Below are 25,223 nucleotides of genomic sequence, written 5' to 3'. Positions count from 1 at the left end.
CTTCGTCATATCAACTCCTGATTCGCAGCGACAATCCTCGCTGCCGTCAGGCAGAAAATCCACTTACACCACTGTCCGATTTTGCGGAGCCAGCTCTGGGTCTCCGGATTCTGTTGTAGTAGGTCGGCCCGTCATGTTGAGCTTGTCGAACGTGCTTGTGACTCTGGGCGGCCAACCAGAAAATTCCGAAGCTTTAAATGCCTCGACCGGGATCAATTGCAATCCGATTTTTGCGAAGCCGAGATCACTTCGCTTTAACGCCGACGAAAAGGCCGTGACCGCAAGGTCAAATGGTTTTCCTCCGGCAAAGGGCCATGCCTCTATCGGAAACTGGGCTGGAACTGCTTCCGTGTTGGGCAATGGGCAGGGCGTTTCTCGTGGATGCGGCTTGTGGAATACACGATACCCTTTGTCATGCAGCATCTGAATGACCAGTTCATAGAATTGTTTTTGCTGTGAGAACGAACAGATACCCGCCTGATCAAGGGGTTGGGTTAGAAGAAGAGCATTCTGATCCGCATCTCGCAGGCTCGGTGGAGGAGTTTCTAAGAATGCCCGGGCCAAAGCTCGAGATCGATTTTCAGGCAGGGAAGTCAGTAGTTCTGTCATCTCGATCCTGCTTGCCTTAGCTCGGACCGATTGAGGAAGTTCTTCAGGCAGGGCGACCTGTATGCGATCAATCCAGGGTTCGTCGCCCCAGACTCTATAACGTGGCCGACGGCCTGCAAATCCACGCAGAAGCGCTTTCGCCCAAGGTATTGTATGGGTCACGTAATTGTGCGTTCCGCCTTCTCTCAACACGATCTCATCACAATGAGACACCAGCGATTTCGCGGTGTGAAAACCAGAGTGGTACACATAACCCCTTTCAAAATGCCGACCGCGAAGTGCCAGTGTTCCGTAAGAGTGTGGTGTGACCAGTCCCAACGGGCCGCCGAACCTCAAATTGCGCCGCACAATCGGCGGAAACCATCGGGGCAGTTGCGAGAAGGCCGCGATCTCATCGGCATCGGTCGTAAAGAGAAACTCTGCCTCGGGGCAAGCAGACAACAGGCGCTGGCGCAGTTCGTCATGCAGGGGCAGGTCATCCTCCAGATAGATCAGGAGTGCTTTCTGACCCGTCAGCGCAATATCCGCCATTGCCATGAGCAGGTGTCGGTAATTGTTACAGAGGTGACTTGTAGAGATTTCGTCTTCACTCATGGTGTTGCAGCTGTCTGCCCGTTTCCGGAACTTCATGATCCCCTGGTGCGGCAATTGTTGTGAAGGGAGGCTTACTCGATTGCTCCGGAGTTGGCACCGGGGTTTCTTCTGCACTAAGAGTAGCGTCTCGAATGTGCCTGTATGAGGTCGAAAATGCCGCGTGTGCTCACGGTTGTCATGTACCATTACGTGCGAGAATTTCAACGCAGTAGATATCCAAAAATCAAGGGGTTGGAATATTCGGGTTTCGTGCGGCAGTTGAACTACCTGGCAGAGAACTTCACCCTTGTGCGTATCCAGGATGTTGTGGACGCAGCAAGAGAAAACGAAGAACTGCCTGAAAACGCTGCTCTACTGACGTTTGATGATGGATACGCCGAGCACTACGACCTTGTGTTTCCGCTTCTTTTTGATCGCGGAATTCAGGGAGCATTTTTCCCGCCGGTAGAACCTGTTCGGGACGCGCGACTGCTTGATGTGAACCGCGTCCACTTTGTTCTTGCTAGCTGTGACGATCCCGCAAAACTGTCCAGATACGTTGATGAACGGGTTCGTGAGAACCAGCGTGAGATGCAATTGGATACAGTGGAAAACTATAGGGCCCGCTGGGAGCACCCCAACCGCTTTGATGATGCTGAGACAATATACGTAAAGCGTATGTTGCAAACAGCATTGCCAGAAAAGCTGCGACGCTCCATTTCCAAGGAATTATTTGCACGGTTTGTCACAAACGACGAAGCCGCATTCGCTTCCGAGTTGTACATATCGCGTGACCAAGCTAAGCTAATGAACTCATGCGGGATGTATTTCGGATCGCACGGTTTCTCTCACTATTGGTTGAATGAAGTTTCACGCGAAACACAGGAGAGAGAAGTGGATCTCTCTTTAGATTTCTTGCGCGACATTGGATCCCCTGTCGATAAATTTTGGGTAATGTGCTACCCTTTCGGCGGATGGAATGAAGAACTTCTGACTGTACTGCAAAAACGGCGCTGCACTCTTGGCTTCACAACACGTGTAGCGACAGCGAACCTTGATTCTGATTGCCCGCTGACGTTGCCGCGTTTTGATACCAATGATTTCCCGCAATGAGTCTCTTGGCGGAAACATCGGGTGATCTGGTAAGGGATTTTGCTTTGACGTTCACTGGGGGCCGCCCAATCTGAGGGTGGACAATCAGGTCGGCGGCAGGACACCGGGACAGCGGCTGAACACAAGGCAGACACGTTGCGTTGGGCATTGGCCAACGCAGCCCAGCCCGATAACCACCGCCGTTCAGCAATTTCAAGCGGCCTTGGCAGTCAGTATCTTGATGGCTGCTGCACCGAACAGGAAACCCAGAACGGCATCGAAAGGACGACGGAACGACATGTAAAACCTCGATGCAGCCATTGTCGAAAACAGAAATGCGTAGCCGACAAAGACGATCATCGCCATGAAGGCGCAAAGCAGCACGGTCAGCATCAGGAGCGGCAGGGGAGCGGTGTTTCCCATGCCGACAGAAAGTGTCGCCAGCCAGACCAGCGGTGCCTTTGGATTGGTGAGATGTATCAGCAGGCCCTGGACGAAGCATCGGCGGATGCTGACCGGCTGTATCGCCTGAACCTGTTGCGGCTTTTCTATAGCCATGGCCGAGCGCCAGGATTTGAGCGCCAGGTAAAGGAGGTAGCCGCCGCCGGCCAGCTTCATGGCGGTAAAGAGTTCCGCGGATGCCTTTATGGCGGCGACAAAACCGAATGCGGCAAAGCATCCCCAGAACATTGAGCCAGTCACGACGCCGAGCGACAGAGCCACAGCCGACGGGCGCCCCCGTGACATCGCCGTCCCCATGATCATGAGGGTTGCAGGGCCGGGGCTTGCAACGCCGATGGTGAAAATCGAAAGCACCAGGGCCAGACCTGGCAGATACTGTGTCCAAAGATCAGCCGCCACCGCAACCCTCCCTTGCAGGTTTCGAGGATGAAGCTGGCATCGGTATCACGCCATGACGCGTGATGCCACGTTCGTGATGCAATCGTGCGCAATTCTGCGGGTTGCGGCGGGCATGGGCTTTTAATTCCATCCTGCCCGGGCACAGAGGCCCAGCATCACGGCGCCGGCGACCGATAGCACCACACCCCATGAGACATAGTAGAGGATTGCATCTTCGCTGCCGATGATTGTGGGCGATACGTAGATTGCCATGCCCAGCAGGCTGACCACCATCGAGGTGGCTGCCCGCACACGGCCGATTTCCTCGTTTTTCGCCAGAATCAGTATTCGACCGTCACATATGGCTCTTCCCCACGCGAACATTCCGCCGAGGATCGCATAGATTGCGACCAGCAATGGGAGGCTTCTCGAGCTGGCGAAAGCCACCATGGCGACCCCGGCCATGATGAGAATCACAAGCTCCCGGCGATGGGCGCCGGACAATCTGGTCCGCACCGCCGCAGTCGCCAGGGCCGCTCCGCCTCCGGCCGCCCAAGCCATCTCCAGAAGGCCATAAACATCGCTGCCCTGTTGCAGGCTGTCCCTGACAAAACCCGGAACGAGGACATTTGCCATCTGGGACGCAGAAAAAAGCAGCCCTATGGTCAGGATGGTGAAGGCGAGCCGGGGCTGCCCGAGGATAGCCCTCAGCCCTCCCTTCCATGCAGAGATGACGTGCCCTGGCGGCTTTGAAGGCGCGTTCTGGTAGTCAGCGAAGAAGAGACTGATTATGACGAACTGAACCATCATCAGCACTGCCATCAACAGCACCGGCCAGACCGCCGGAAGGTGGTGGAGCGAGACGCCCCCAAGGCCCGTCCCGCATAGAATGCCAAGCTGACGGCAAATCGAGACGCGGATAGCGAGCTTCATACGCTGTTGTTCATCGACCGCCAGCTGGACAATGCCATCCAGCGCGCCGGCATTGAGGACCGTCCCCAGCGAAAAGAGAACCGCATAGGCAAACAGCCAGGGGGCGGCTGACGTGCCCAGTGTAGCGACGACCAGCGCGCAGACCCCCAGAATCCTCAGAGACTGCCCCTGCCGGATGATCAAAAGCCGGTTTTTCCGGTCGGTGACCACGCCGGCATAAATGGAGAAAACGAGCGCGGTGGTGCTGCTGGCGAAAAACAGCTGCCCGACCAGGAACACCGATCCCTCGACTGCCGCGATCCATGAGGTGACAACGAGGCTGAGGCCAATGGTTGTAAAGGAAGCCAGAGAGAATGCCATGACGGCAAACTCGATCGTCGCTCGATTACGGAGATGCCGGGCAGGCAGGGTCGCAGGCGCCTGATCTGTCAAGTCGATTACTCCGCCAACGCCGGTTTGCTTTTGCCGAGCGTGTCCTGACCGGCGAGTGAAGCGGCAACGCAATCTACAGGAGGTGTCCCGTATGGAACGCTTCGGCCGAAACACTTCTTAGGTAGTTGCGGGTTTCTTCGTGCCCCTCGACAGGATCCTCAAATATATCCCGTGCGTGGAACCCGCTGGAATTGTTCAAAATGATCAACCGGCGCGACCTCTGCTCCACGGCATATCTGAATGGATTTTTGGCAATTGAGTTCTGAAATGCCTTCAGTGGCCAGGTGAAATCGGCATCTGCTCCATCTTTTCCCGTGAACTTTCCGTTCATGAACGTGACGATACTTCCATCAACGTCTTTCCTGAAAATTGCGGTTCTGACCCTGCGTTCAACAATTCTATCGATTTTGGAACCGGTCTCGCCGTACACAGCCGGCGTCAGTTCGAATGTGAAGTCGTCATCAAGGCCGATCCTAGCAAGGTGTTCTGGCAGTGCTTCGATGGAGGAGGTCGGAACCCAATAGAAGAAACCGCATTTCCGATAGTTGATGAAGGTGTTGTAGATCGCGATATAGCGGGGCACACCGAGCGACTTGCCGCAGATGAGCCCGTCTGAGTGGAAATCGAGAATATCGGTTGGTGAAATGTCTGGCAGGCCGGCTTTCCTGAGTGCTCTGCTGCTTTCGCAAGAGGCGCTGAACATCGTGAAAGGGGTGAGATTTTCGATATCTTTCGACGGCTTGATGAGCGCGGAGGTAGCGGCGATTGAGACGAGTGCGCCAGCAATCGCATCGTCGGTGACGTCTTCATAGACTGAAGGCACATCAACGACTGCTATACCGCACGCCTTGTGCGCGATCTGCGTCTCGATATCCACCACTGTGTCGGAAAATCTCGATCTGAACTGGCAACTCAAATGTTCGAGAACTCCGGCATTCTTTGTATCCCCGAGGGACTGCAACTGGCCGTCAACCTCCAGAACGTCATGGCAAAACTCGCGAACAAATTCCCTGTCCAGCGAAAATGAAGGAGCTTCTGTAGCGAGCGTGCTTTGGTGCATCCGTGCATCCTTGGTCGACATGAGCCTTTGAATTCGCGCGGCAGGAAGGGGCAAAACCGGCCCTCCCTGCCGGGCTGCTCAGATGGGCTGGCTGTCAGTGCACTCCGGGCGTGTAAGGCTGGGTTTCACGCCTTTTGCCAAACGCTTCACAGAAACTGCTACGACATGTGATGCACTGCTTCGATTTTCGGAAAGGGTCATAAAATTCTCTTGGATATATATTACAATTATTGGAAATTTCATTGAAGAAGATATACTCTTCAAATTCTCTTTAAGGTGGCTTACATAAGCAGTCAATAATATATTGAATTTAAGTATTAATTTTTTAAATTTTAATAATTATTTATAATTAAATTATTTTTTTACGAATGTAATTAAGTCGTAGGAAATATTTTCCTGCACGATCTAGTGGCGATGAGCTTCGGCCAGCCGCTCGAAAATTTCCACCAGCGCCTCGCATTCCGGGCTTAACTTTTCGCCGAGCGGCTTGATGACGGAGTATTCGAAGCGTTCGTCGGCGATGAGCGGCCGGACGATGCCGCCCGCGCGCTCATGCTCTTCTGCGGTGAACGGATCAACCAGACCAACCCCCAGACCACGCCGGACCAAGGCCGCGATGACGATTGACAGATAGCTGCGCATCTTCACAACCGGGGGCTTGCGCATTCGCGCGAAACGGCGGTCGAAATTTCGGCCTGTCATGGTTGAATCGACAAAACCCACAAAGTCGAGACCAGAAAGATCCTCTATATCAACTGCCGGCTTTTGCCCCAGGAAATGTCCAGCGGGCGCGATGAAGCGATAGGGGAGCGTTCCGGTCCTGACCACATCGATTTCGGACTTGTGCTGCGTCGGAATGCCGAACCCGATCTGACATTGCCTGAGCGCCACCTGGCGCACCACGGGCAATGTCGTCATGGAAAAGAACTCGGCCCTGAATTCCGGGCGCGACACGAGCAGTTCGGCCACCGCCTGCGGCAATGCGGCCTGGGCGAAAGCCGGTGCCGCTGCTATGCTCAACGTCGCGCGCTGTCCGCGTTTGATCTGCTCCGCGGCGCGCTCGATATGCTTCAGTCCGGTAAAGCTGCGCTCCACCTCCAGCCAGAATTCATGCGCTGCCGGCGTTGCGACGATGCGCCCGCCATGGCGTGTGAACAGGCGCAGGCCGAGCCGCTCTTCCAGCTCCCGGATCAGGCGGCTGACGGCGGGCTGGGAGACTAGCAACTCTTCCGCCGCGCCCGACACGCTGCCGGTCCGCATGACTTCCCGAAAAGCTTCCAGGGATCTCTGACTGAGCATTCTGCTATAAGATTTCCTGATAGGGATGGAATGAAACCTTATTTGCCTTATAGCCCCTCCAGCCGTTCACTGACAGGATAAATCCATCCGGCTCATGTGAGGGGCATGAACGTGAACGGAACCAAGGCCAAGGACGAGGCTGTCCCGTCTTCCTTTCCCCGCCAGACCGATGTGGTCATCATTGGCGGTGGCATTGTGGGGGTGACGGCGGCGATATATCTGGCAGAGCGCGGAATCCCGACGGTACTTTGCGAAAAGGGCCGGATTGCCGGCGAACAGTCCTCCCGAAACTGGGGCTGGATTCGCAAGACGGGCCGCGATCTGCGCGAGTTGCCGCTCATGATCGAAAGTGCGCGTCTCTGGGCGCGGCTCGCGCCGCAGCTTGGTACGGATATCGGCTATGGCGTTCGTGGCACCACATATCTGGCTGAAAACGAGGCGGAGTTTGCGCCTCATGAAGCCTGGCAGGAGGCGGCAAAGCCGTTTCAGCTCGACACCGTTCTCCTCTCCGCATCCCAGACCGACAGAATGCTGGGGCGAAGCGACCGCCGTTTCGCCGGCGCAATACACACCCCTTCGGATGCCACGGCGGAGCCCTGGCTCGCCGTTCCGGCCATGGCCCGCCATGCGGCGAAACTCGGTGTTACCATCATCGAGAACTGCGCGGTCCGGCTTGTCGAACGGGCGAATGGCTCGGTCACCGGGGTTGTGACCGAACATGGCGAGATCTCCTGCAGGGCGGCGATCCTGGCGGGCGGTGTCTGGTCGCGCACATTTCTGGAGAATCTCGGCCTGAATTTTCCTCAACTCGCCGTCAAGTCTTCGGTGTTGCGGACCACGCCGGCGCCGGAAATCGTGCCCGGCGGCCTTGGCGCCACGCGGGCTTCCGTGCGCAGGCGTCTGGATGGCGGCTATACGATCGCTCGCAGCGGTGCGGCCGAGTTTCAGCTTATCCCCGCCGCCTTTCGCCATTTTGGCGCTTTTCTCCCGGTCCTGCGTGATCGCTGGCGGATCATGACGATCAAGGCCGGACGCGATTTCTTTGGCCCGCTGGGGGCCGCTCGCTGGAACGCCGACGATGAAACGCCGTTCGAGCGGGCGCGTGTTCTCGACCCAAAGCCCGATCCTCGCCTTCTGGCAAGCGTGATGGAGGCGGCGAGGGGGTTACATCCGCAGCTTGCCGATGCCCGACCTGCCGAAACATGGGGCGGTATGATCGACGTCATGCCCGACGAAATCCCGGTCGTCGACACGCCTTCGGGCTGGCAGGGGCTGCTGATCGCAACCGGGCTGTCCGGTCATGGTTTCGGCATTGGGCCGGGGGTTGGACTGCTGGCCGCGCAGATGACGGCCGGGGAAGTGCCTCTGGTCGACCCGGCACCCTTTGCGCTTTCCCGGTTTTCGAGGAGGGCCGCCGCATGAGCGCGCCTGACGTTCTGATCATCGGGGCGGGAATAACAGGTGCTGTGGCGGCGCTCGAGCTCACCGAGATGGGCGCAAAAGTGGAGGTGGTCGATCGATACGGACCGGCGGCCATGGCATCGGGTTGGACGCTGGCCGGCGTGCGTCAGTCGGGCCGCCATCCTGCCGAATTGCCGCTGGCGCGTGACGCCGTAAAGCGCTGGCAGGAACTCGACCGTCGACTTGAGGCAAGGACTTCCTATCGACAGGAGGGCAACCTGCGTCTTGCGCGCACCGAGGCTGAAATGGAGACGGTGAAGGCGCTGGTCGAGGACCAGAAGGCGGCTGGGCTCGACATTTCCTTTCTGGCCGATGGTGGAGCGGTGCGTAAATTTGTGCCCGCCCTCTCTCAGGCTGTTCTGGCCGCCTCTTGGTGTCCGACGGACGGTCATGCCGATCCCGTTGCCACGGTAAATGCCTATCTGCGCCTGGCTGAGCGTCAGGGGGCAAAGATTTCCACTGGGGAAGGCGTGCGTCATCTGCAGGTGAATGGCGCGCGCGCGACTGGCGCCGTCACAGGAACAAGGACGATTTCCGCCGGCACCATTTTGGCAGCGCCTGGCATCCTCACAAACACGCTTCTTGAACCGCTGGGATTGGCCATCCCGCTGCGCCGGCCCCTTGTCACGGTTCTGCGCAGTGCGCCTCTTCCCCCCATGCTTGCGCCGGTGCTGGGCGTGGCGAATGCGGATATGGCCGTGCGCCAGGAGGTCACCGGGCATCTGCGTGCCACCAGTGGTGCGGAGATTTGGCGGGGCGCACTCGATGAAACGGATGGCGGGCCGGTTGCCCGCACATCCATGGGCAGGATCATGGAGACGATCGCCAGAGTCTCGCACGTTCTGCCGGGGTTTGCGGAGGCCGAGATCGAAAATGTCTGGGGCGGTGTGCTCGATCTGACGCCCGACGCTCTGCCGGTCATCGATTATGTTCCAGGCGTGGACAATCTTGTGATTGCCGCGGGCTTTTCAGGTCATGGTTTCGGCATCGGGCCGACAACCGGCGCACTGGCGGCTCAACTCGTCATGGCAATGCCGCCAAAGCTGGATGTTTCCGCCTTCCGTTTCGAGCGCTTCTTGAAGAGCAAGCCGGAGCAGCAGGCCGCGCTGACATTGCATGGATGATTTTAGGGGGATGGCTTTAGGGATGAATTGGGGGAGGCGCGAATGACCGGGAAATGCATCATTGGAGGTAAAGGTGCTTGATCCAAAAGGGCGCGTCGTGATGGTGTCGGGTGCGAACCGGGGGATCGGCCGGGCGCTGGTCGAGACCCTGTACGCCAGGGGATATGCGGTCAGCGCGGGTGCTCGGGATGCAGCATCACTGGAGGCGACGTTTGCCGATCTTGCGGGCGACCGACTGCTTTGCGCGCACTACGAAGCAAGCGATCGCCGGACACATGACGACTGGGTTGCTGCCACGCTCGGCAAGTTCGGCCGCCTCGACGCGCTGGTCAACAACGCAGGCACCTCCAACACGTTTTCAATCGAAGAAGGCGAGGAAACCGATCTCGATGCGCTCTGGACCATCAATGTTAAGGGGCCTCTCTTTCTTACCCGCGCCTGCCTGCCGCATCTCAAGGCGTCTGGAAGCGGGCGCATTGTCAATGTGGTCTCGCTTTCGGGAAAGCGGGTCCGCAATGAAAACATCGCCTACAACATGACGAAGCATGCCATGATGGCGCTGACGCACGGCACACGCCGCATCGGGTGGAAGCATGGCGTTCGCGCCACCGCACTCTGCCCCAGCTTCGTCGCAACCGATCTCACCGCCGGCGTCACCAAGGTGGCGCGCGAGGAGATGATCGAGCCCGGCGACCTCGCCGAGCTCGCTGCAACTGCCATCGCCCTCCCGAACACGGCGGCGATGGCTGAAATGCTGGTGAACTGCCGGCTCGAAGACACGCTTTAGGGAGCACGTCACGACAGATCGAAACGCGAAGAGGTGGAACCAATGAAAAGAACAATCGCGACAACATTAATAAGCCTGCTGATGGCAGGCAGTGCGCTCGCTGCGGGCGAGACGCTGAACATCGGCATGGGGAGTGCCGATGCCGGCAAGCTCGACCCGCATGTGGCCACGTCCACGCCGGACAAGGGACTTCTGCACTGGATGTTCAACGGTCTGGTGCGCATCAAGCCCGGTGAGGCAAGCCCAGCCGATATCGAGCCTGACATTGCCGAGAGCTGGACAGCATCGGATGACGGGCTGACCTGGACCTTCAAACTGCGCGAGGACGTTGAGTGTCACGGCGACTACGGTCCGCTCGACGCCGAGGATGTGGTCTACTCGCTCAACCGCTCGGCGAATTCCGATATTTCGGCTTTCGCCAAGGACTACAGTGCCTTTGACAGCGTCGAGGCGACCGGCGACCATGAGGTCACCATCAAGCTCAAGACCCCGGTTCCCAGCCTTCTAGGCATGCTCGTGCCCTATCATGGCGGCAACATCGTCTGTAAGGACGCGGTCGAGGCGCTGGGCGCCGATTTTGAGCGCACACCGATCGGCACCGGACCCTTCATGTTCGAGGAATACCAGCCGCAGCAATATGTGAAGCTGGTGGCCAATCCCGAATATTTCCGGGGTGAGCCCAAGATCAAGGAAATCTACTACCGCTATATCCCGTCTGATGCCTCGCGCGACCTGGCGTTCCAGTCGGGCGAGATCGACATGATCTACGGGAAGCAGGACCAGACATGGGTTGAGCGCATCTCGAAAATACCCGGTACGAAGGTTGCGGTGATGAAGCCCGGTGAAATGTCGGTCATTCACCTCAACATGACGATGCCGCCGCTTGATGATGTGCGCGTGCGTCGAGCCGTGGCGCATGCCATCAATCGCGATGCGATGGTGCAGTTCAAGGGGCCGGATGTGACGCTTGCGGCGATCTCGCCGGTGCCCGAGGGGTATCTCGGCTTTACCGACGATGTGCCATCCTATGAATACTCCATCGACAAGGCGAAAGCCCTGCTCGCCGAGGCCGGTCATCCCGATGGCGTGACCATCAAGGCGATCCACACCACGCTGCCGGGCATGATCACGACGATGGAAGCCATTCAGGCCTTGCTGCGCGAAGCAGACATCAATCTTGAAATCGAGACGGTGGAGCACGCCACCTTTCATGAGCAGATCCGCAAGGACCTCAGTCAGGTGACCCACTACGCGGCAGCGCGTTTTCCGGTGGCCGACACCTATCTGTCGCAGTTCTTCCATTCCGACGCCATTGTCGGCACACCAACGGCAGTGACCAATTTCTCGCATTGTGCGGTGGCCGATGATGAGATCACTGCAGCGCGTGTCGAAACGGATGCCGACAGGCAGATTGAACTGTGGGCCGAGGCACAGCGCAAGATCATGGATGAGGTCTGCGCAGTTCCGATCGTGCAAAGCCTGCAGCTCTGGGCCTGGAAGGATACGCTCGATCTCGGTGTGGAGGTAAACGGCTCGCTCAATCTGAGCCCGCCGGTGACCGAAGCCGCCCATTTTACTGAATAGGGGTCGGAACCGCGCCGGTCTCTTCAGCGGTCCCGCCCCCCGTCGGCTGATGGGGGGCGGAGCGCCGCCGGTTCGACATCGGTGCGCCGACAGGTGCCATGACAGCATTCGTCCTGAAACGGCTTGGCTTCGCGGTCATCACGCTCTTTGCCGTTTTGACCATCGTCTTTTTCATAGTCCGCATTCTGCCGGGCGATCCGGCAATGGCGATCCTCGGTGACCAGGCCAGCCAGGAAGCGCTGGTTGCTCTTCGTGCCCGGCTCGGCCTCGATCAGCCGCTCTACATTCAGTATGTCCAGTTTCTGGGCGGGGTCATCGTTGGAGACTGGGGTGTCTCCATGGTTTCCGGGCGCCCGGTCATCCAGGAAATCCTGAAGGTTCTCCCCGCAACACTCGAACTGACAATCGTTTCGCTCATTCTGGGTGCGGTGGTGGGGGTCCCGCTCGGTGTCTGGTCTGCAGTCAGGCGCAACAAACTGCCGGATTACATCACCCGCATGGCATCGCTGCTCGGGCTGTCCTTCCCGGCCTTCGTCTCCGCGGTTCTTCTGCTTCTGGTCTTCGCCATCCAGTTCCGATGGTTCCCGGTGATCAGCTCCGGGCAGGGCACGACACTGGGTGAACGCCTCCGCGACCTGGCGCTTCCGGCGATCAATCTCGGCCTCATCATGGCGGCCTACATCACCCGCGTGGCGCGTTCAGCCATGCTGGAAGTGCTCAATCAGGACTACGTGCGCACGGCCTACGCCAAGGGACTGGCCTTTGCCACCATCATCTGGCGGCATTGCCTGCGCAACGCCATGATCCCGGTGGTTACGGTTGTGGGGCTCTATCTCGGTATCCTGATCGGCAATTCGGTGCTCACTGAAATCGTCTTCAACCGCCCCGGCCTTGGAAAGCTGATCATCGGTGCGCTCAATCAGCGCGACTACACCATGCTGCAGGGCATGATGGTGATCTACACGCTGATCGTCGTTTTGGTGAATCTCCTGACCGACTTAACCTACGGCCTGATCGACCCGAGGATCAAATATTCATGACCCAGTCGACCGCAGCTTCCCTCTCCCGCGCCGCCTATCTGCGCATGGGACTCGTCGCCACCGGCAGCGGCCTTTTGAAGGCGTTTAACGCCAACAAGACCTCCTGGGTGGGGCTCGGCGTTTTTCTGATTGTCGCTGCGCTGGCCATACTGGCGCCGTGGATTGCGCCCTACGATCCCCTCGACCAGAACATTCTCTTCCGCCTCAAGCCACCATCCGCCGAGCACTGGTTCGGCACGGACTATTATGGGCGGGATACGCTGTCGCGCATTCTGTGGGGCGCGCGTATCTCGCTCGCCATCGGCCTGCTCGCCATCGGCTCGGCCATGGTTCTTGGCACGTTGATCGGCATGGTCGCCGGTTATTACGGCGGGCGAACCGACATCATCATCATGCAGATCATGGATGTGCTTCTGGCCTTCCCGTCTCTGATCCTCGGCCTCATCGTCGTTGCAATGCTCGGGCCGTCCATCGCCAATCTGGTTATCGCCATCGCGCTGACGGCCATCCCACCCTTTGCGCGTATCGCGCGCGCCCCCACGATTGCCGTCAAAAACCGCGAGTTCATCGAGGCGGGTCAGGCGCTGGGCTATTCCGACACGCGGCTGATGTTCGGCCACATCCTGCCGAACATCGCGCCGGAAATTCTCGTCATGGGATCGCTCTGGCTCGCCACGGCTATTCGCGTGGAGGCATCGCTGGCGTTCATCGGACTGGGTGTTGCGCCGCCGACCGCCACCTGGGGCGGCATGATCCGTGAGGGGTTCGAGAACATTCTGGACAGTTTCTGGCTGGCCCTCTTCCCGTCCATCGCCATCCTTATCGTCGTCTTCGCCCTGAACCTGCTCGGTGATGGGTTGCGCGACGCCATCGATCCAAGATTGCGGGGTGAAGAATGACCACGCCCATCCTCTCCATTAAGGGGCTCACCACCTCCTTTCGCGTCGACGGCAATTGGCTGCCCGTGGTGCGCGATCTGAGCTTCGACATCAGCCGGGGCGAGACCGTTGCCGTTGTCGGCGAATCCGGTTCAGGCAAGTCGGTCACGGCTTTGTCGATCATGCGGCTCATCCAGCAGGGCATGGGGCGTATCGAGGGCTCGATCAAACTGGATGGCCGGGAGCTTCTCACGCTCGATGAAGAGGCTATGCGCGATGTGCGCGGCGGTGAGATCGGGATGATCTTCCAGGAACCCATGACGAGCCTGAACCCTGTGCTCACGGTCGGCTTCCAGGTGGCCGAAGCGCTGCGCCGCCATCGCGACATGGATGCCGCTCAGGCTGAAGCGGAGGTGCAGCGGCTCTTCGAGCTCGTGCGCATACCCGACGGCAAACGACGCGCGGGTGAGCATCCACACAGCTTCTCCGGCGGGATGCGCCAGCGCGTGATGATCGCCATGGCGCTCGCCTGCCAGCCCAAGCTGCTGATCGCCGACGAACCGACGACGGCACTCGACGTGACCATCCAGGCCCAGATCCTCGAACTCATCCGGGAGCTTCAGAACGAGATTGGCATGTCGGTGATGTTTATCACGCACGACATGGGCGTGGTTGCCGAGATCGCCGATCGCGTGGTCGTGATGCTGAAGGGCGACAAGGTTGAGGAAGCGCCCGCCACGGAGCTCTTCACCGCGCCGAAGGAGGGCTATACGAAGATGTTGCTGGGCGCGGTGCCCAAACTGGGAGCGCTCTCCAGCACGCAGACGCCGCGCCGCTTTCCGGCAATGGATGTGTCCGGCCCGGGCCCCGAACCGGACGATGAGCCGGATCGACGCGGTACGCCCATTCTCGACGTTGAGGGGCTGACGACGCGGTTTGCCGTGCGAGGTGGTCTGCTCGGCGGCGTCAGGGGGCAGGTGCACGCCGTGGAGGACGTTTCTTTTTCGGTCCGCGCCGGCGAAACCCTGGCGCTGGTGGGCGAATCCGGCTGTGGGAAGTCCACCACCGGCCGCTCCATTCTACGGCTGGTCGAGCCGGTCGCTGGCCGCGTTTCGTTCGAGGGGGAAAACCTTATGGATGCCGATGCGGCTGGCCTGCGTGCTGCGCGCCGGCGCATGCAGATGATCTTTCAGGACCCCTATGGATCGCTCAATCCGCGCCAGACGGTGGGGTCCGCTATCGCCGAACCGATCCGGGTGCACGGTCTTGGCAATCCCATGGAGGCGCAGGACAAGGTTGCCCATCTGTTGGAACTGGTCGGGCTCACCAGTGAGCATGCGCTGCGATTTCCGCACGAGTTCTCGGGCGGGCAGCGCCAGCGCGTCTGCATCGCCCGCAGCCTTGCGCTGGAACCCAGCCTGATCGTTGCCGACGAATCGGTCTCCGCGCTCGACGCCTCCATCAAGGCGCAGGTGGTCAATCTGATGCTCGATCTGCAGCGCGAACTCGGCCTCGCCTATCTCTTCATCAGTCATGACATCGCCGTCGTGGAGCGTGTCAGCCACCGTATAGCTGTCATGCTTCTCGGCGAGATCGTTGAAATCGGCCCGCGGGATGCGGTTCTGTCGAACCCGCGCCACCCCTATACGCGAAAGCTCATTGATGCCGTGCCGGTCCCCGATCCGGCCACGCGGGGCCGGCGGCGTGGTCTGATTGCCGATGAGTTGAAGAGCCCGGTGCGTTCGCTCGACTGGGAGAAGCCTGAACGACGGATGATCGAGGTGGCGCCCGATCATTTCGTCATGGAGCACTAGGCTGAAGATCGCCCAATCCCGGAAATGGAATGCAGTCGCTGGCTTCTGCGCGAGAATGCGATAACTGCGAATGTAGGGAAATTTTTGGCTGGGGAACCTGGATTCGAACCAGGACTAACGGAGTCAGAGTCCGTGGGTCTACCGTTAACCTATTCCCCAGCAGGCGGCGCTGGCCGCTTTCGCCACGCTATTTAGCGATATGAGTTTTATAGTCAAGGGCGGATGCGGATTCAATTCTGACAAAGACAAAATTTCCGGCTGTGCAGAGATCATTGCGTTTCCGGCCAACACCGCTCTTGGTGAAACCTGCTATGGCTGATACTCTGCCGCCAACTAAACGATATGAGCTGCCTGCTGCGCCCAAAAGGGCTTGCGCGGCGGCGAAGGAATAGCGGTGGAAAACCACGACCACGGCGAGGTCTCGCCGGTAAGAGAGGTCGTCCGGGATGCCGCGTCGGATGGGGGCTCTTCCCCCGGCTTCGACGATCGGTCGGCCGGACAGCCTGCCCGTACGGGTGAGGCGGCTGTTTCGCCCAGGCGAAAGAAATCGCGCCGGAACGGGGGGGCGCGCCCCCCCGGTGTGGTAGAGGGCCCGGCGAAAGACGCATCCTCTGGAGAACCGCCTGACGACGGCGCCTCGCAGGCGCGTGCGCAGGGCGAAGCGGCCCATGCGGATGGTTCTTCGCGCCCGGATGGGGAGCCCCCGAAGCGAAAGCGCAGAAAGCGGCGCAGGCGCCGCGCCTTCGTGCGCGGTGCAGTCGGAGAGGCCGCCGCCCAGCAGGAGGCCCCGCCTCAGCCGGAGACCGGGAAGCCCAACCGGCCGCAGCCGGCAAGGCGGCGCGAATCGGCGCAGGAAGGCCAGCGCACGTCCTATGCCGCGCTCGATCTTGGCACCAACAATTGCCGGCTTCTGGTGGCCGTGCCGACGCGGCCCGGGCACTTTCGCGTGGTGGACGCCTTTTCGCGGATCGTGCGCCTCGGAGAAGGGCTCAGCCTTGAAGGCCGTCTTAGCGAAGCGGCGATGGACCGGGCCGTCAACGCGCTTGGCATCTGCGCGGAAAAGCTCGGGCACCGGAAGCCCCGGCGCATGCGGCTGATCGCAACGGAAGCCTGCCGCTCGGCCGAAAACGGTGAAGCCTTCATCGAACGCGTGAAGCACGAGACCGGGCTGACTCTGGAGATCATCGACCGGCAGACCGAGGCCCGGCTGGCGGTTGCCGGCTGCAGCACGCTGGTGGAACGCGGCACGGAAGGGGTGGTGCTGTTCGACATTGGCGGCGGATCGTCCGAAATCGCCCTCGTGGACATTTCGCGGCACCGCACACCGCGGCTTGCCGATCACATCGTCGCGTGGACGTCGCTTCCCGTGGGCGTGGTGTCGCTCGCCGAGCGCTTTGGCGGCCACCATGTAACGCGCGAAACATTCTCCGCCATGGTCGATGCGGTGGGCGAAATGCTCGACCGGTTTGACGATGGCGGGCGGCTTTCAAAGATCGCCGCCGGGGGACGGTTTCACCTTATCGGAACCTCTGGAACGGTCACGACGCTTGCCGGCGTTCACCTGGGACTGGCGCGCTATGATCGCCGGCAGGTCGACGGGCTGTGGATGGAGCGGAACAATGTCGATCGCATGATCGACACGCTGCTCTCGTGGGATTTTGAACAGCGCAAGGCCAATCCCTGCATTGGCGCGGATCGCGCCGACCTTGTGCTCGGCGGCTGTGCCATCCTGGAGGCGATCCGCCGGCGCTGGCCCTCGGAGCGGTTAAGGGTGGCCGACCGCGGCCTGCGCGAAGGCATGTTGAACGAAATGATGGCCGCTGATGGAGCCTGGCGACGCCGGCGGCAGACGGGACGAGGCAAATGAGGTTGGGCGGATGAGCAAGAAACCGGCCAAGGCGGGCGGCGGTGCACGCGCGCTCAAAACACGCGTCAAGAAGAAGCGCGGCCTGAAGAATTCGTCGCGCCGCTGGCTCGAACGGCATCTGAACGACCCCTATGTGCATCGAGCGCAGGCCGAGGGCATGCGCTCGCGCGCGGCCTACAAGCTGACGGAAATCGACGACCGCCACAAATTGCTCTTTCCGGGGGCACGGGTGATCGACCTGGGCGCAGCCCCGGGAGGCTGGTGTCAGGTCGCTGCCGAGCGTGTCGGGTCGACGCCAGAAAAGCCGCTCGTGGTGGGCATCGATTATCTGGGCATGGATGCGGTGCCCGGCGCGATCGTGCTGGAGATGGACTTTCTGGACGATGATGCGCCGGAGCGCCTGCTCGAGACGCTTGGTGAAGCGCCGGATCTCGTCATCTCCGACATGGCGGCGCCGACCACGGGGCATCGCCAGACCGACCATCTGCGCACGATGCATCTATGCGAGACGGCGGCGGATTTCGCGCTGTCCGTGCTGAAACCTGGCGGGCACTTCCTGGCCAAGACCTTTCAGGGCGGCGCCGAAACCGGATTGCTCGATCAGCTGAAGCCCAATTTCAAATCCGTCCACCACGTGAAGCCCCAGGCGTCGCGGGCCGAATCGGTCGAGCTCTATCTTCTGGCCAAGGGGTTCAAGGGCCGCTCCGAAGCCGATCCCGAAAACGACGGGTGAGGGCAGGCGCGGACCAGCTACTCGCCCGCCGGAGCCGGCTCTGTGACCCCGCCGCGGCGCCTGCTGTGACCGGAAACCCGGCTTCCGGCTTCTGGCGGCAGGGTGAGAAATGGCACGGCCGCCAGCGCCGAAAGCGCGGCGACGATCAGGAATGCGTTGACGAATGCGTCGATGCCCAGCTCCGTTCCGGTAATGAAGGCGGACGCTTCCAGGATTCCTCCCCCGACAGCGACACCAAGCGCGATGCTGACCTGCTGGGCTGCTGCTGAAATGGTGGAGGCCTGGCTTGCCTCCCGGTCGCCAAGCTCGGCGAAGACCAGAGCGTTGGCCGATGTGAAGAACAGGGAGCGCAGAAGGCCGGACCCGACCAGCACTGTGATGATCACCCAGTGCGGTGTCGCAGGGGTGAAGAGCGCATTGACGGCGATGCTCGCGCCGCCAAGCACCGACGCGGTGACCAGAACAACCCGGAACCCGCCGAGGCGCAGCGCGGTGGTGGCAATGAATTTCATGGCGATGGCACCGAATGCCGATGCGAAGGTCAGAAGACCCGACTGAAACGGGGTGAGACCGAACACCACCTGAAACATGAGCGGCAGCAGAAACGGCACGGCGCCGACGCCGATGCGGAACAGCGAGCCGCCGATGATGGCCGCCCGGAAGGTACGGTTGGCGAAAAGGCCGAGATTGAGAATGGGACGCGGGGTGCGCAGGGCGTGGCGAACGTAAAGCGCTGCCGCCATGACACCGATCACCACCGTGACAAGGCCGATGGCGGGCGGCAGGGCCGGCAGGCTGATGACCGAGAGGCCAAACACCAGTCCCGATGCGCCGATACTGCAAAGCAGGAAGCCGGAAAGGTCCAGTCGCCCGGTTTCTTCCCTTGCGAAATCGGGCAGGACATGGCCGGAGATGACAATGCCCAGAAGACCGATCGGCACATTGATCAGAAAGATCCAGTGCCAGGAAAAATAGGTGGTGACGAAGCCGCCGAGCGGTGGGCCGGCAATTGGACCGATCAGAGCGGGGACTGTCAGCCAGGCCATTGCTTTCACGAGCTGCTCGCGCGGCACGGCACGCACGAGAACAAGGCGGCCGACCGGGGTCATCATTGCGCCGCCCATGCCCTGTAGAAAACGCGAAAGCACGAACGCACCCAGCGAATTGGAAAAGGCACAGGCGATGGAACCGATCACGAAGACCGCGATCGCAATGCGGAAAACCCGCTTGGCGCCGAAGCGGTCAGCCATGAAGCCGCTGATCGGAATGAAGATGGCCAGCGACACGAGATAGCTCGTCAGGGCGAGCTTCAGCGTCACCGGACTTGTGCCGATATCGGCGGCGATGGCCGGCAGCGACGTGGCGATGACGGTTGAGTCCATCTGCTCCATGAAGAGCGCGACGGCGAGTATGAGCGGCAGTGTGCGGTTCAAGACATTCTGTTCCTGTGCCGGTCTGCCGGGTGAAGATGCGGGGGGGGAGGATGGGCAGTCCGGATCAGCACGCGGGCTATAGCACGGGGTCGTGCGCCTGTCCTGTGGCAGAGGTGCGGCTGTGTTGGTGCTGTCATGTCGTGTGGACGAAACAATTCTCACGCATTGAAAAAGCACCACCTTTTCAAGCCGGCGCTGACGTGGTACCAGCCAGCGCCAATCCTGAAAGGGAATCACATAAGCGGGGCCGTGCCATTTCGTGGCGGGGTCGCGCGTCCTCTCATTCCAAAGGGTCGGCCATGGCAAAAATCATCGAGACAGCAACCGGCGCCCAGGCGCTCACCTTCGACGACGTGCTCCTGCAGCCCGGCCACTCCGAGGTGATGCCCGGTCAGACGGATGTGCGCACGCGCATTGCCGGCGATATCGACCTGAACATCCCGATCCTGTCCGCCGCGATGGACACGGTGACGGAATCGCGCCTCGCAATCGCCATGGCTCAGGCAGGCGGTATCGGTGTTATCCACCGCAACCTGACACCGGTCGAGCAGGCCGAAGAGGTGCGCCAGGTCAAGAAGTTTGAATCCGGCATGGTGGTGAACCCGATCACCATTGGCCCTGACGCGACACTGGCCGAAGCGCAGGCCCTGATGCGCGCACACGGCATCTCCGGCATTCCTGTGGTGGAGAATGGTGGTGCAGGAGGGCATGCGACCGGGCGGCTGGCCGGCATTCTGACCAATCGCGACGTGCGTTTTGCCTCGGATCCCGCGCAGCCTGTACGCGAGTTGATGACACATCAGAACCTCGTAACGGTGAAGGAAGGCGTGGCGCAGGACGAGGCCAAGCGGCTTCTGCATCACCACCGTATCGAGAAGCTTCTGGTTGTTGATGATGCGGGCAACTGCGTCGGCCTGATCACGGTCAAGGACATCGAGAAGTCGCAGCTCAATCCACATGCGAGCAAGGACGCGCAGGGGCGGCTTCGCGCAGCGGCGGCAACGAGTGTTGGCGATGACGGTTTCGAGCGTGCCGAACGCCTGATCGATGCCGGTGTGGACCTTCTGGTGATCGATACCGCCCATGGCCATTCGCAGCGTGTGCTCGACGCAGTGGCACGGGCCAAGAAACTTTCAAACACCGTGCGTATCATCGCAGGCAATGTAGCAACTGCGGACGGTACCAAGGCGCTGATCGATGCGGGCGCTGATGGCGTCAAGATCGGCATCGGGCCCGGCTCCATCTGCACCACGCGCATTGTCGCCGGTGTCGGCGTGCCTCAGCTCTCGGCCATCATGTCCGCGGTTGAGGTCGCCGACAGGGAAGGTATTTCGCTGATCGCCGACGGCGGGATCAAGTTCTCAGGCGATCTGGCAAAGGCACTGGCAGCCGGTGCATCGGCGGTGATGGTCGGTTCGCTCCTCGCGGGCACCGATGAGAGCCCGGGCGAGGTTTACCTGCATCAGGGGCGCTCCTTCAAAGCCTATCGCGGCATGGGCTCGGTCGGCGCGATGGCGCGCGGTTCGGCCGACCGCTATTTCCAGGCCGAAGTGCGTGACACGCTGAAGCTGGTCCCCGAGGGCATTGAAGGGCAGGTGCCTTACAAGGGCCCAGCCGGCGGTGTCCTTCATCAGCTCACCGGTGGTCTGAAAGCGGCCATGGGCTATGTGGGTGCGGCAAATCTTGGAGAATTCCGCGAACGGGCGACCTTTGTCCGTATTTCGGGCGCCGGTCTTCGTGAAAGCCACGCGCATGACGTGACGATCACGCGCGAGAGCCCGAACTACCCCGGGGGCGCCTGAGGGCATCCTCCAGTTTCTGCTTTCCGAGAAAGGGCCGCAAGGCCCTTTTTCATGGCGTCAGGTTCGTTCCATCAGGGTCGTCCTGGCAACGATGCCGGCAACGGCCGCACCGACAAAGGGGGCGGCGATGAAGAGCCAGAGCTGGTTCATTTCGCGTGCGCCAGAGAAAAGCGCGGGGCCAATGGACCGTGCGGGATTGACCGAGGTGCCGGTGACGGGGATCAGGCACAGATGAATTGCGATCAGCGTGAGGCCGATCACCATGCCGGACAGCGGGGTCCGATGCTTCTTTGCGGTTACGCCGAGGATGACGGTCACGAATATGAAAGTTCCCAGCGCCTCGAGTGCGAAGGCGGTGGGCATGGGGGAAAGCCCCGCGCCATCCCAGCCATTGGCCGCACGGGATATGGGAGCGACGGCATCAGAGCCCTTTGCCATGCCCCACAGTGCTGCGGCAGCGGTCACGGCTCCGGCGATCTGCGCGACCATATACGGCACCACGTCTTTGAGAGGCATGCGACCGGCCAGGAAAACGCCGGCGGTTACGGCAGGGTTGAGGTGCGCGCCGGAGACGGGGCCTACGGCATAGGCCATGGCAACCACCGCAACGCCGAATGAAACGGCAATGCCGAGACCTCCCAGTGGCAGGAGGTTTCCGAACCCGCCTGCCGTGACGCTGGCACATCCCAGGAAGACCAGGCAGAACGTTCCAAAACACTCGGCGACGTAAGCTTTCATGGTTTTGTCCTTGCGATAGCGCCACCCTTGCCAAAAGTCGGCGTTTCAATGCTGATGGTAAAATCAGGAATCAGCGTTGGAAGCCTGGAAACCGGGAGGGGAGGGGTATGTCCCAACACGCAATCTTCTGGCCGATGATCGCCCATGTCGCGCTCGTTTATGCCGTGTATGTGCTGATCGCGATGCGCCGAAAAAAGGCTGTGGAAACGGGCAGTGCACGCGTTTCTCAATTCAGGGAGAACCGTGACGAGCCGGCCGAAAGCCTGTTTGTGCGCAACAATCTCGCCAATCAGTTTGAATTGCCGGTGCTTTTCCACGCGGCATGCCTGGCACTGTTTGCAACGGGCGGGGCCGGGCCGATTGCTGTCGGACTGGCCTGGGCATTCGCGCTGTCGCGCTATGCACACGCCTGGGTGCACGTCACCTCGAACCGGATACGCTTTCGTCAGCCGATGTTCACGCTTGGGTTTTTCGCTCTGGGCGCCATGTGGGTGCTGCTTGCGCTGACGCTCTGGAACGCGGGCTGAAGATTATGCGCGTGCGAGCAGAGCCTCGTGCGCCTGAAGAACGGTCTCGCGCAAAGCCGCGAAATCGTCTTTTCGCGGGTTGGACTTGCGGCCCGCGAGGCATATGCTGCGGGAAGGGCTGGGGTCGAGAAACGGCAGCACGCTGACGGACGGAAGAAGATTCGCCGAGGCGCGCGCCATCCGCGGAATGAGGGTAACACCCATCCCATGCGACACCATGTGCAAAAGCGTCGTCAGGCTCGTTGCGCCAAAGGTCTCCATCGTCACCGGTTTGACCCGCCCGCAGATCTCGAGCGCCTGGCCCCGCATGCAATGCCCGTCTTCGAGAAGCATCAGCCGTTCCAGCGCCATGCTCTCCTGCGCCACGGGCGGGGCGATCCGCGCAGCGTCGGCGGTCGGCACCGCAAGGTAGAACGGGTCTTCAAAGAGGAGGTCCGGCACAAGCCGGCTGTCGTCAACGGGTTCGGCCGCGATCATGGCGTCAAGACGACCGGACGCAGTGTCTTCAGCCAGAGCGGCTGTAACAGCCTCGCGCACCTCAAGCCGCAATTGCGGAAATCTCTGTTTCAGGAGCGGAAGAAGCTCGGGAAGCAGATAAGGCGCGATTGTAGGAATGACGCCAAGCCGGAAGCGACCCTCAAGCGCCTTGCGCTCCCGTCTGGCTTCGCCCTCCAGATCGCGAATCTCGGAGAGGATGCGTGCCACGCGCGGCAGCATGGCCTGCGCTTCGGCCGTGAGCCGCACGGCACCGCTGCCCCGCTCGAACAGCCTGAAGCCAAGCTGGGATTCCATTTCAGAAATCTGTGCCGAAAGCGCCGGCTGCGTGACGCCGCAGCTCATGGCGGCGCGTCCGAAATGGAGCGTTTCGGCAAGACGCTCGAAATACTGCATCTGTCTGATGGTAAGGCGTATCATAAGCCTAGATTATCGCATCAAATATTAAAGACAATTGGAATTTATCGAGCGGCGTCGATACCTTAGAACCGTTCCAAGCCACGCCGCAGGTGAGACCGGCAGCCGGGCAAAACCGGAGAGCAAGCAAGGGAGTTTCTTTCATGGCAGACAAACGCACGATGACCACGTCTGCTGGCGCCCCCGTCAGCGACAACCAGAATTCCGTGACCGCGGGTGAGCGGGGACCGGTTCTTCTTCAGGATTACCAGCTCATCGAGAAGCTTGCTCACCAGAACCGTGAACGCATCCCCGAGCGTGTGGTTCACGCCAAGGGCTGGGGCGCGCATGGCGTGCTGAAGATCACCGGCGACATTTCGAAATACACCATCGCCAAGGCACTTCAGCCGGGCGCGGAAACGCCGATGCTTGCACGATTCTCCACCGTTGCCGGCGAGCAGGGCGCGGCCGATGCCGAGCGCGACGTGCGCGGCTTTGCGCTGAAATTCTACACCGAGGACGGCAACTGGGATCTGGTGGGCAACAACACACCCGTCTTTTTCGTACGCGATCCGCTCAAATTTCCGGACTTCATCCACACCCAGAAGCGCCACCCGCGCACCAATATGCGCTCACCGACGGCCATGTGGGACTTCTGGTCGCTCTCGCCGGAAAGCCTTCATCAGGTGACGATCCTGATGTCGGATCGCGGCCTGCCGACTGCGCCCATGTTTATGAACGGCTACGGCTCCCACACCTATTCGCTGTGGAACGACAAGGGCGAGCGCTTCTGGGTGAAATTTCATTTCAAGACCATGCAAGGCCATAAACACCACACCAATGCGGAGGCCGAGCAGGTGGTGGGCAAGACCCGCGAGAGCTATCAGGAAGCGCTCTACGGCGCGATCGAGGATGGCGACTTTCCGAGGTGGAAGGTGCAGGTTCAGATCATGCCCGAGGCGGATGCGGAGAAAACCTCCTACAACCCGTTTGATCTGACCAAGGTGTGGCCGCATGCGGAATATCCGCCGATCGACATCGGCGTGATGGAGCTGAACCGCAACCCGGACAACTACTTCACCGAGATCGAGAATGCCGCGTTTTCGCCGTCCAACATCGTGCCGGGGATCAGTCATTCGCCCGACAAGATGCTTCAGGCGCGCATCTTTTCCTATGCGGACGCACACCGCTACAGGCTCGGCACGCATTACGAGACGATCCCGGTCAACCAGCCGAAATGCCCGGTTCACCACTATCATCGCGATGGCGAGATGAACACGTTCGGAGGCATCAAGACGGGCAATCCCGACGCATTTTATGAGCCCAACTCCTTTGGCGGTCCGGTCGAGAACCCGGCTGCCAAGGAGCCGCCGCTGAAAATCTCGGGCGATGCGGACCGCTACAATCACCGCGTCGGCAATGACGATTACAGCCAGCCCCGCGCGCTGTTCAACCTCTTTGACGAGGGAGAAAAGAACCGGCTGTTCTCCAACATTGCCGCCGCGATGGGTGGCGTGCCCGGTGAAATCATCGAACGCCAGCTCGCGCATTTCGACAAGATCCACCCGGACTACGGCAATGGCGTGCGCAGGGCGCTGAAGGAAGCGCATGGCTATGAGGCCAACGCCGTGCCCGTGACCGGCAAGACGCCACAGCGCGCTGCCGAATAGGCAAGGCTGAAAAGGCTTTGATAAAGTGCGGGCGTG

General features: G+C 60.5%; 20 protein-coding genes, 1 tRNA gene and 1 pseudogene. 13 read left to right on the top strand and 9 right to left on the bottom strand.

What is annotated here, in order from left to right; genetic code table 11:
• Window positions 1-63 precede the first annotated feature (63 nt).
• Entirely contained in the window at window positions 64-1,203 is a 1,140-nt protein-coding gene (locus AC07E3_RS19010; protein WP_478364047.1) for a polysialyltransferase family glycosyltransferase, read from the bottom strand.
• A 153-nt stretch (window positions 1,204-1,356) separates the two neighbouring features.
• On the opposite strand from AC07E3_RS19010, the gene AC07E3_RS19005 reads away from it, so the two are divergent.
• Window positions 1,357-2,295 carry a polysaccharide deacetylase family protein gene (locus AC07E3_RS19005; protein WP_478364045.1) on the top strand — a complete coding sequence of 313 codons (939 nt, stop codon included), beginning with the start codon at window positions 1,357-1,359 and terminating at the stop codon, window positions 2,293-2,295.
• 192 nt (window positions 2,296-2,487) lie between these two features.
• Here the strand turns inward: AC07E3_RS19005 and AC07E3_RS19000 are convergent, their stop codons facing one another.
• The 4 genes from AC07E3_RS19000 to AC07E3_RS18985 form a co-directional block, all read right to left on the bottom strand.
• Window positions 2,488-3,135: a LysE family translocator gene (locus tag AC07E3_RS19000; RefSeq protein WP_478364043.1), complete on the bottom strand. Its 648-nt coding sequence runs from the start codon at window positions 3,133-3,135 to the stop codon at window positions 2,488-2,490.
• Window positions 3,136-3,255: 120 nt separating this feature from the next.
• A complete protein-coding gene (locus AC07E3_RS18995; RefSeq protein ID WP_478364041.1) occupies window positions 3,256-4,551 on the bottom strand; it encodes an MFS transporter in 1,296 nt (431 codons plus the stop codon).
• A 1-nt stretch (window position 4,552) separates the two neighbouring features.
• The gene (locus AC07E3_RS18990) at window positions 4,553-5,560 is read right to left on the bottom strand and encodes a hypothetical protein (protein ID WP_223004957.1); all 1,008 of its coding nucleotides are present in this window, start codon (window positions 5,558-5,560) and stop codon (window positions 4,553-4,555) included.
• A 384-nt stretch (window positions 5,561-5,944) separates the two neighbouring features.
• The gene (locus AC07E3_RS18985; protein WP_336066471.1) at window positions 5,945-6,838 is read right to left on the bottom strand and encodes a LysR family transcriptional regulator; all 894 of its coding nucleotides are present in this window, start codon (window positions 6,836-6,838) and stop codon (window positions 5,945-5,947) included.
• A 105-nt stretch (window positions 6,839-6,943) separates the two neighbouring features.
• Here AC07E3_RS18985 and AC07E3_RS18980 point away from each other — a divergent pair, with 105 nt between their 5' ends.
• From AC07E3_RS18980 to AC07E3_RS18950, 7 genes are all read left to right on the top strand, one after another.
• Window positions 6,944-8,260, top strand: coding sequence for an NAD(P)/FAD-dependent oxidoreductase (locus AC07E3_RS18980; RefSeq protein ID WP_065816209.1), 1,317 nt, complete (start codon window positions 6,944-6,946; stop codon window positions 8,258-8,260).
• The gene (locus AC07E3_RS18975) at window positions 8,257-9,423 is read left to right on the top strand and encodes an NAD(P)/FAD-dependent oxidoreductase (RefSeq protein WP_478364039.1); all 1,167 of its coding nucleotides are present in this window, start codon (window positions 8,257-8,259) and stop codon (window positions 9,421-9,423) included. The genes AC07E3_RS18980 and AC07E3_RS18975 overlap by 4 nt, the downstream gene beginning before the upstream one ends.
• A gap of 73 nt (window positions 9,424-9,496) precedes the next feature.
• On the top strand, window positions 9,497-10,210 hold the full coding sequence (locus AC07E3_RS18970) for an SDR family NAD(P)-dependent oxidoreductase (RefSeq protein ID WP_336066466.1): 714 nt from the start codon (window positions 9,497-9,499) through the stop codon (window positions 10,208-10,210).
• 42 nt (window positions 10,211-10,252) lie between these two features.
• Window positions 10,253-11,794, top strand: coding sequence for an ABC transporter substrate-binding protein (locus AC07E3_RS18965; protein WP_336066463.1), 1,542 nt, complete (start codon window positions 10,253-10,255; stop codon window positions 11,792-11,794).
• 98 nt (window positions 11,795-11,892) lie between these two features.
• Window positions 11,893-12,834 carry an ABC transporter permease gene (locus tag AC07E3_RS18960; RefSeq protein WP_478364037.1) on the top strand — a complete coding sequence of 314 codons (942 nt, stop codon included), beginning with the start codon at window positions 11,893-11,895 and terminating at the stop codon, window positions 12,832-12,834.
• A gap of 44 nt (window positions 12,835-12,878) precedes the next feature.
• Entirely contained in the window at window positions 12,879-13,733 is an 855-nt protein-coding gene (locus tag AC07E3_RS18955) for an ABC transporter permease (RefSeq protein ID WP_478364051.1), read from the top strand.
• Complete coding sequence (locus AC07E3_RS18950; protein WP_478364035.1) at window positions 13,730-15,526, top strand: ABC transporter ATP-binding protein; 1,797 nt, start codon at window positions 13,730-13,732, stop codon at window positions 15,524-15,526. The genes AC07E3_RS18955 and AC07E3_RS18950 overlap by 4 nt, the downstream gene beginning before the upstream one ends.
• A gap of 85 nt (window positions 15,527-15,611) precedes the next feature.
• Here AC07E3_RS18950 and AC07E3_RS18945 read toward each other — a convergent pair.
• Window positions 15,612-15,685 (bottom strand) — tRNA-Gln (locus AC07E3_RS18945).
• A 235-nt stretch (window positions 15,686-15,920) separates the two neighbouring features.
• Here AC07E3_RS18945 and AC07E3_RS18940 point away from each other — a divergent pair.
• Window positions 15,921-17,393 carry a Ppx/GppA phosphatase family protein gene (locus AC07E3_RS18940; RefSeq protein ID WP_478364033.1) on the top strand — a complete coding sequence of 491 codons (1,473 nt, stop codon included), beginning with the start codon at window positions 15,921-15,923 and terminating at the stop codon, window positions 17,391-17,393.
• 10 nt (window positions 17,394-17,403) lie between these two features.
• The gene (locus AC07E3_RS18935; protein WP_478364031.1) at window positions 17,404-18,126 is read left to right on the top strand and encodes an RlmE family RNA methyltransferase; all 723 of its coding nucleotides are present in this window, start codon (window positions 17,404-17,406) and stop codon (window positions 18,124-18,126) included.
• 17 nt (window positions 18,127-18,143) lie between these two features.
• Here AC07E3_RS18935 and AC07E3_RS18930 read toward each other — a convergent pair whose 3' ends face one another.
• Window positions 18,144-19,559: a DHA2 family efflux MFS transporter permease subunit gene (locus AC07E3_RS18930; RefSeq protein ID WP_478364029.1), complete on the bottom strand. Its 1,416-nt coding sequence runs from the start codon at window positions 19,557-19,559 to the stop codon at window positions 18,144-18,146.
• Between the two features lie 299 nt (window positions 19,560-19,858).
• Here AC07E3_RS18930 and guaB point away from each other — a divergent pair, with 299 nt between their 5' ends.
• Window positions 19,859-21,361, top strand: coding sequence for an IMP dehydrogenase (guaB, locus tag AC07E3_RS18925; protein ID WP_478364027.1), 1,503 nt, complete (start codon window positions 19,859-19,861; stop codon window positions 21,359-21,361).
• A 57-nt stretch (window positions 21,362-21,418) separates the two neighbouring features.
• Here the strand turns inward: guaB and AC07E3_RS18920 are convergent.
• Window positions 21,419-22,102 (bottom strand): annotated as a pseudogene (locus tag AC07E3_RS18920) (MIP/aquaporin family protein); the annotation flags it as partial.
• 104 nt (window positions 22,103-22,206) lie between these two features.
• On the opposite strand from AC07E3_RS18920, the gene AC07E3_RS18915 reads away from it, so the two are divergent.
• Entirely contained in the window at window positions 22,207-22,626 is a 420-nt protein-coding gene (locus AC07E3_RS18915) for an MAPEG family protein (RefSeq protein ID WP_336066401.1), read from the top strand.
• Between the two features lie 3 nt (window positions 22,627-22,629).
• Here the strand turns inward: AC07E3_RS18915 and AC07E3_RS18910 are convergent, their stop codons facing one another.
• Complete coding sequence (locus AC07E3_RS18910; protein WP_336066399.1) at window positions 22,630-23,541, bottom strand: hydrogen peroxide-inducible genes activator; 912 nt, start codon at window positions 23,539-23,541, stop codon at window positions 22,630-22,632.
• Window positions 23,542-23,681: 140 nt separating this feature from the next.
• Between AC07E3_RS18910 and katA the strand changes: the two genes are divergently transcribed.
• Entirely contained in the window at window positions 23,682-25,187 is a 1,506-nt protein-coding gene (gene katA, locus AC07E3_RS18905) for a catalase KatA (RefSeq protein WP_478364025.1), read from the top strand.
• Window positions 25,188-25,223: the final 36 nt, after the last annotated feature.

It is taken from the genome of Nitratireductor lacus, assembly GCF_056431025.1.
The sequence above is the reverse complement of the archived record's forward strand: the minus strand, read 5'-3'. Positions and strand labels throughout refer to the sequence as shown.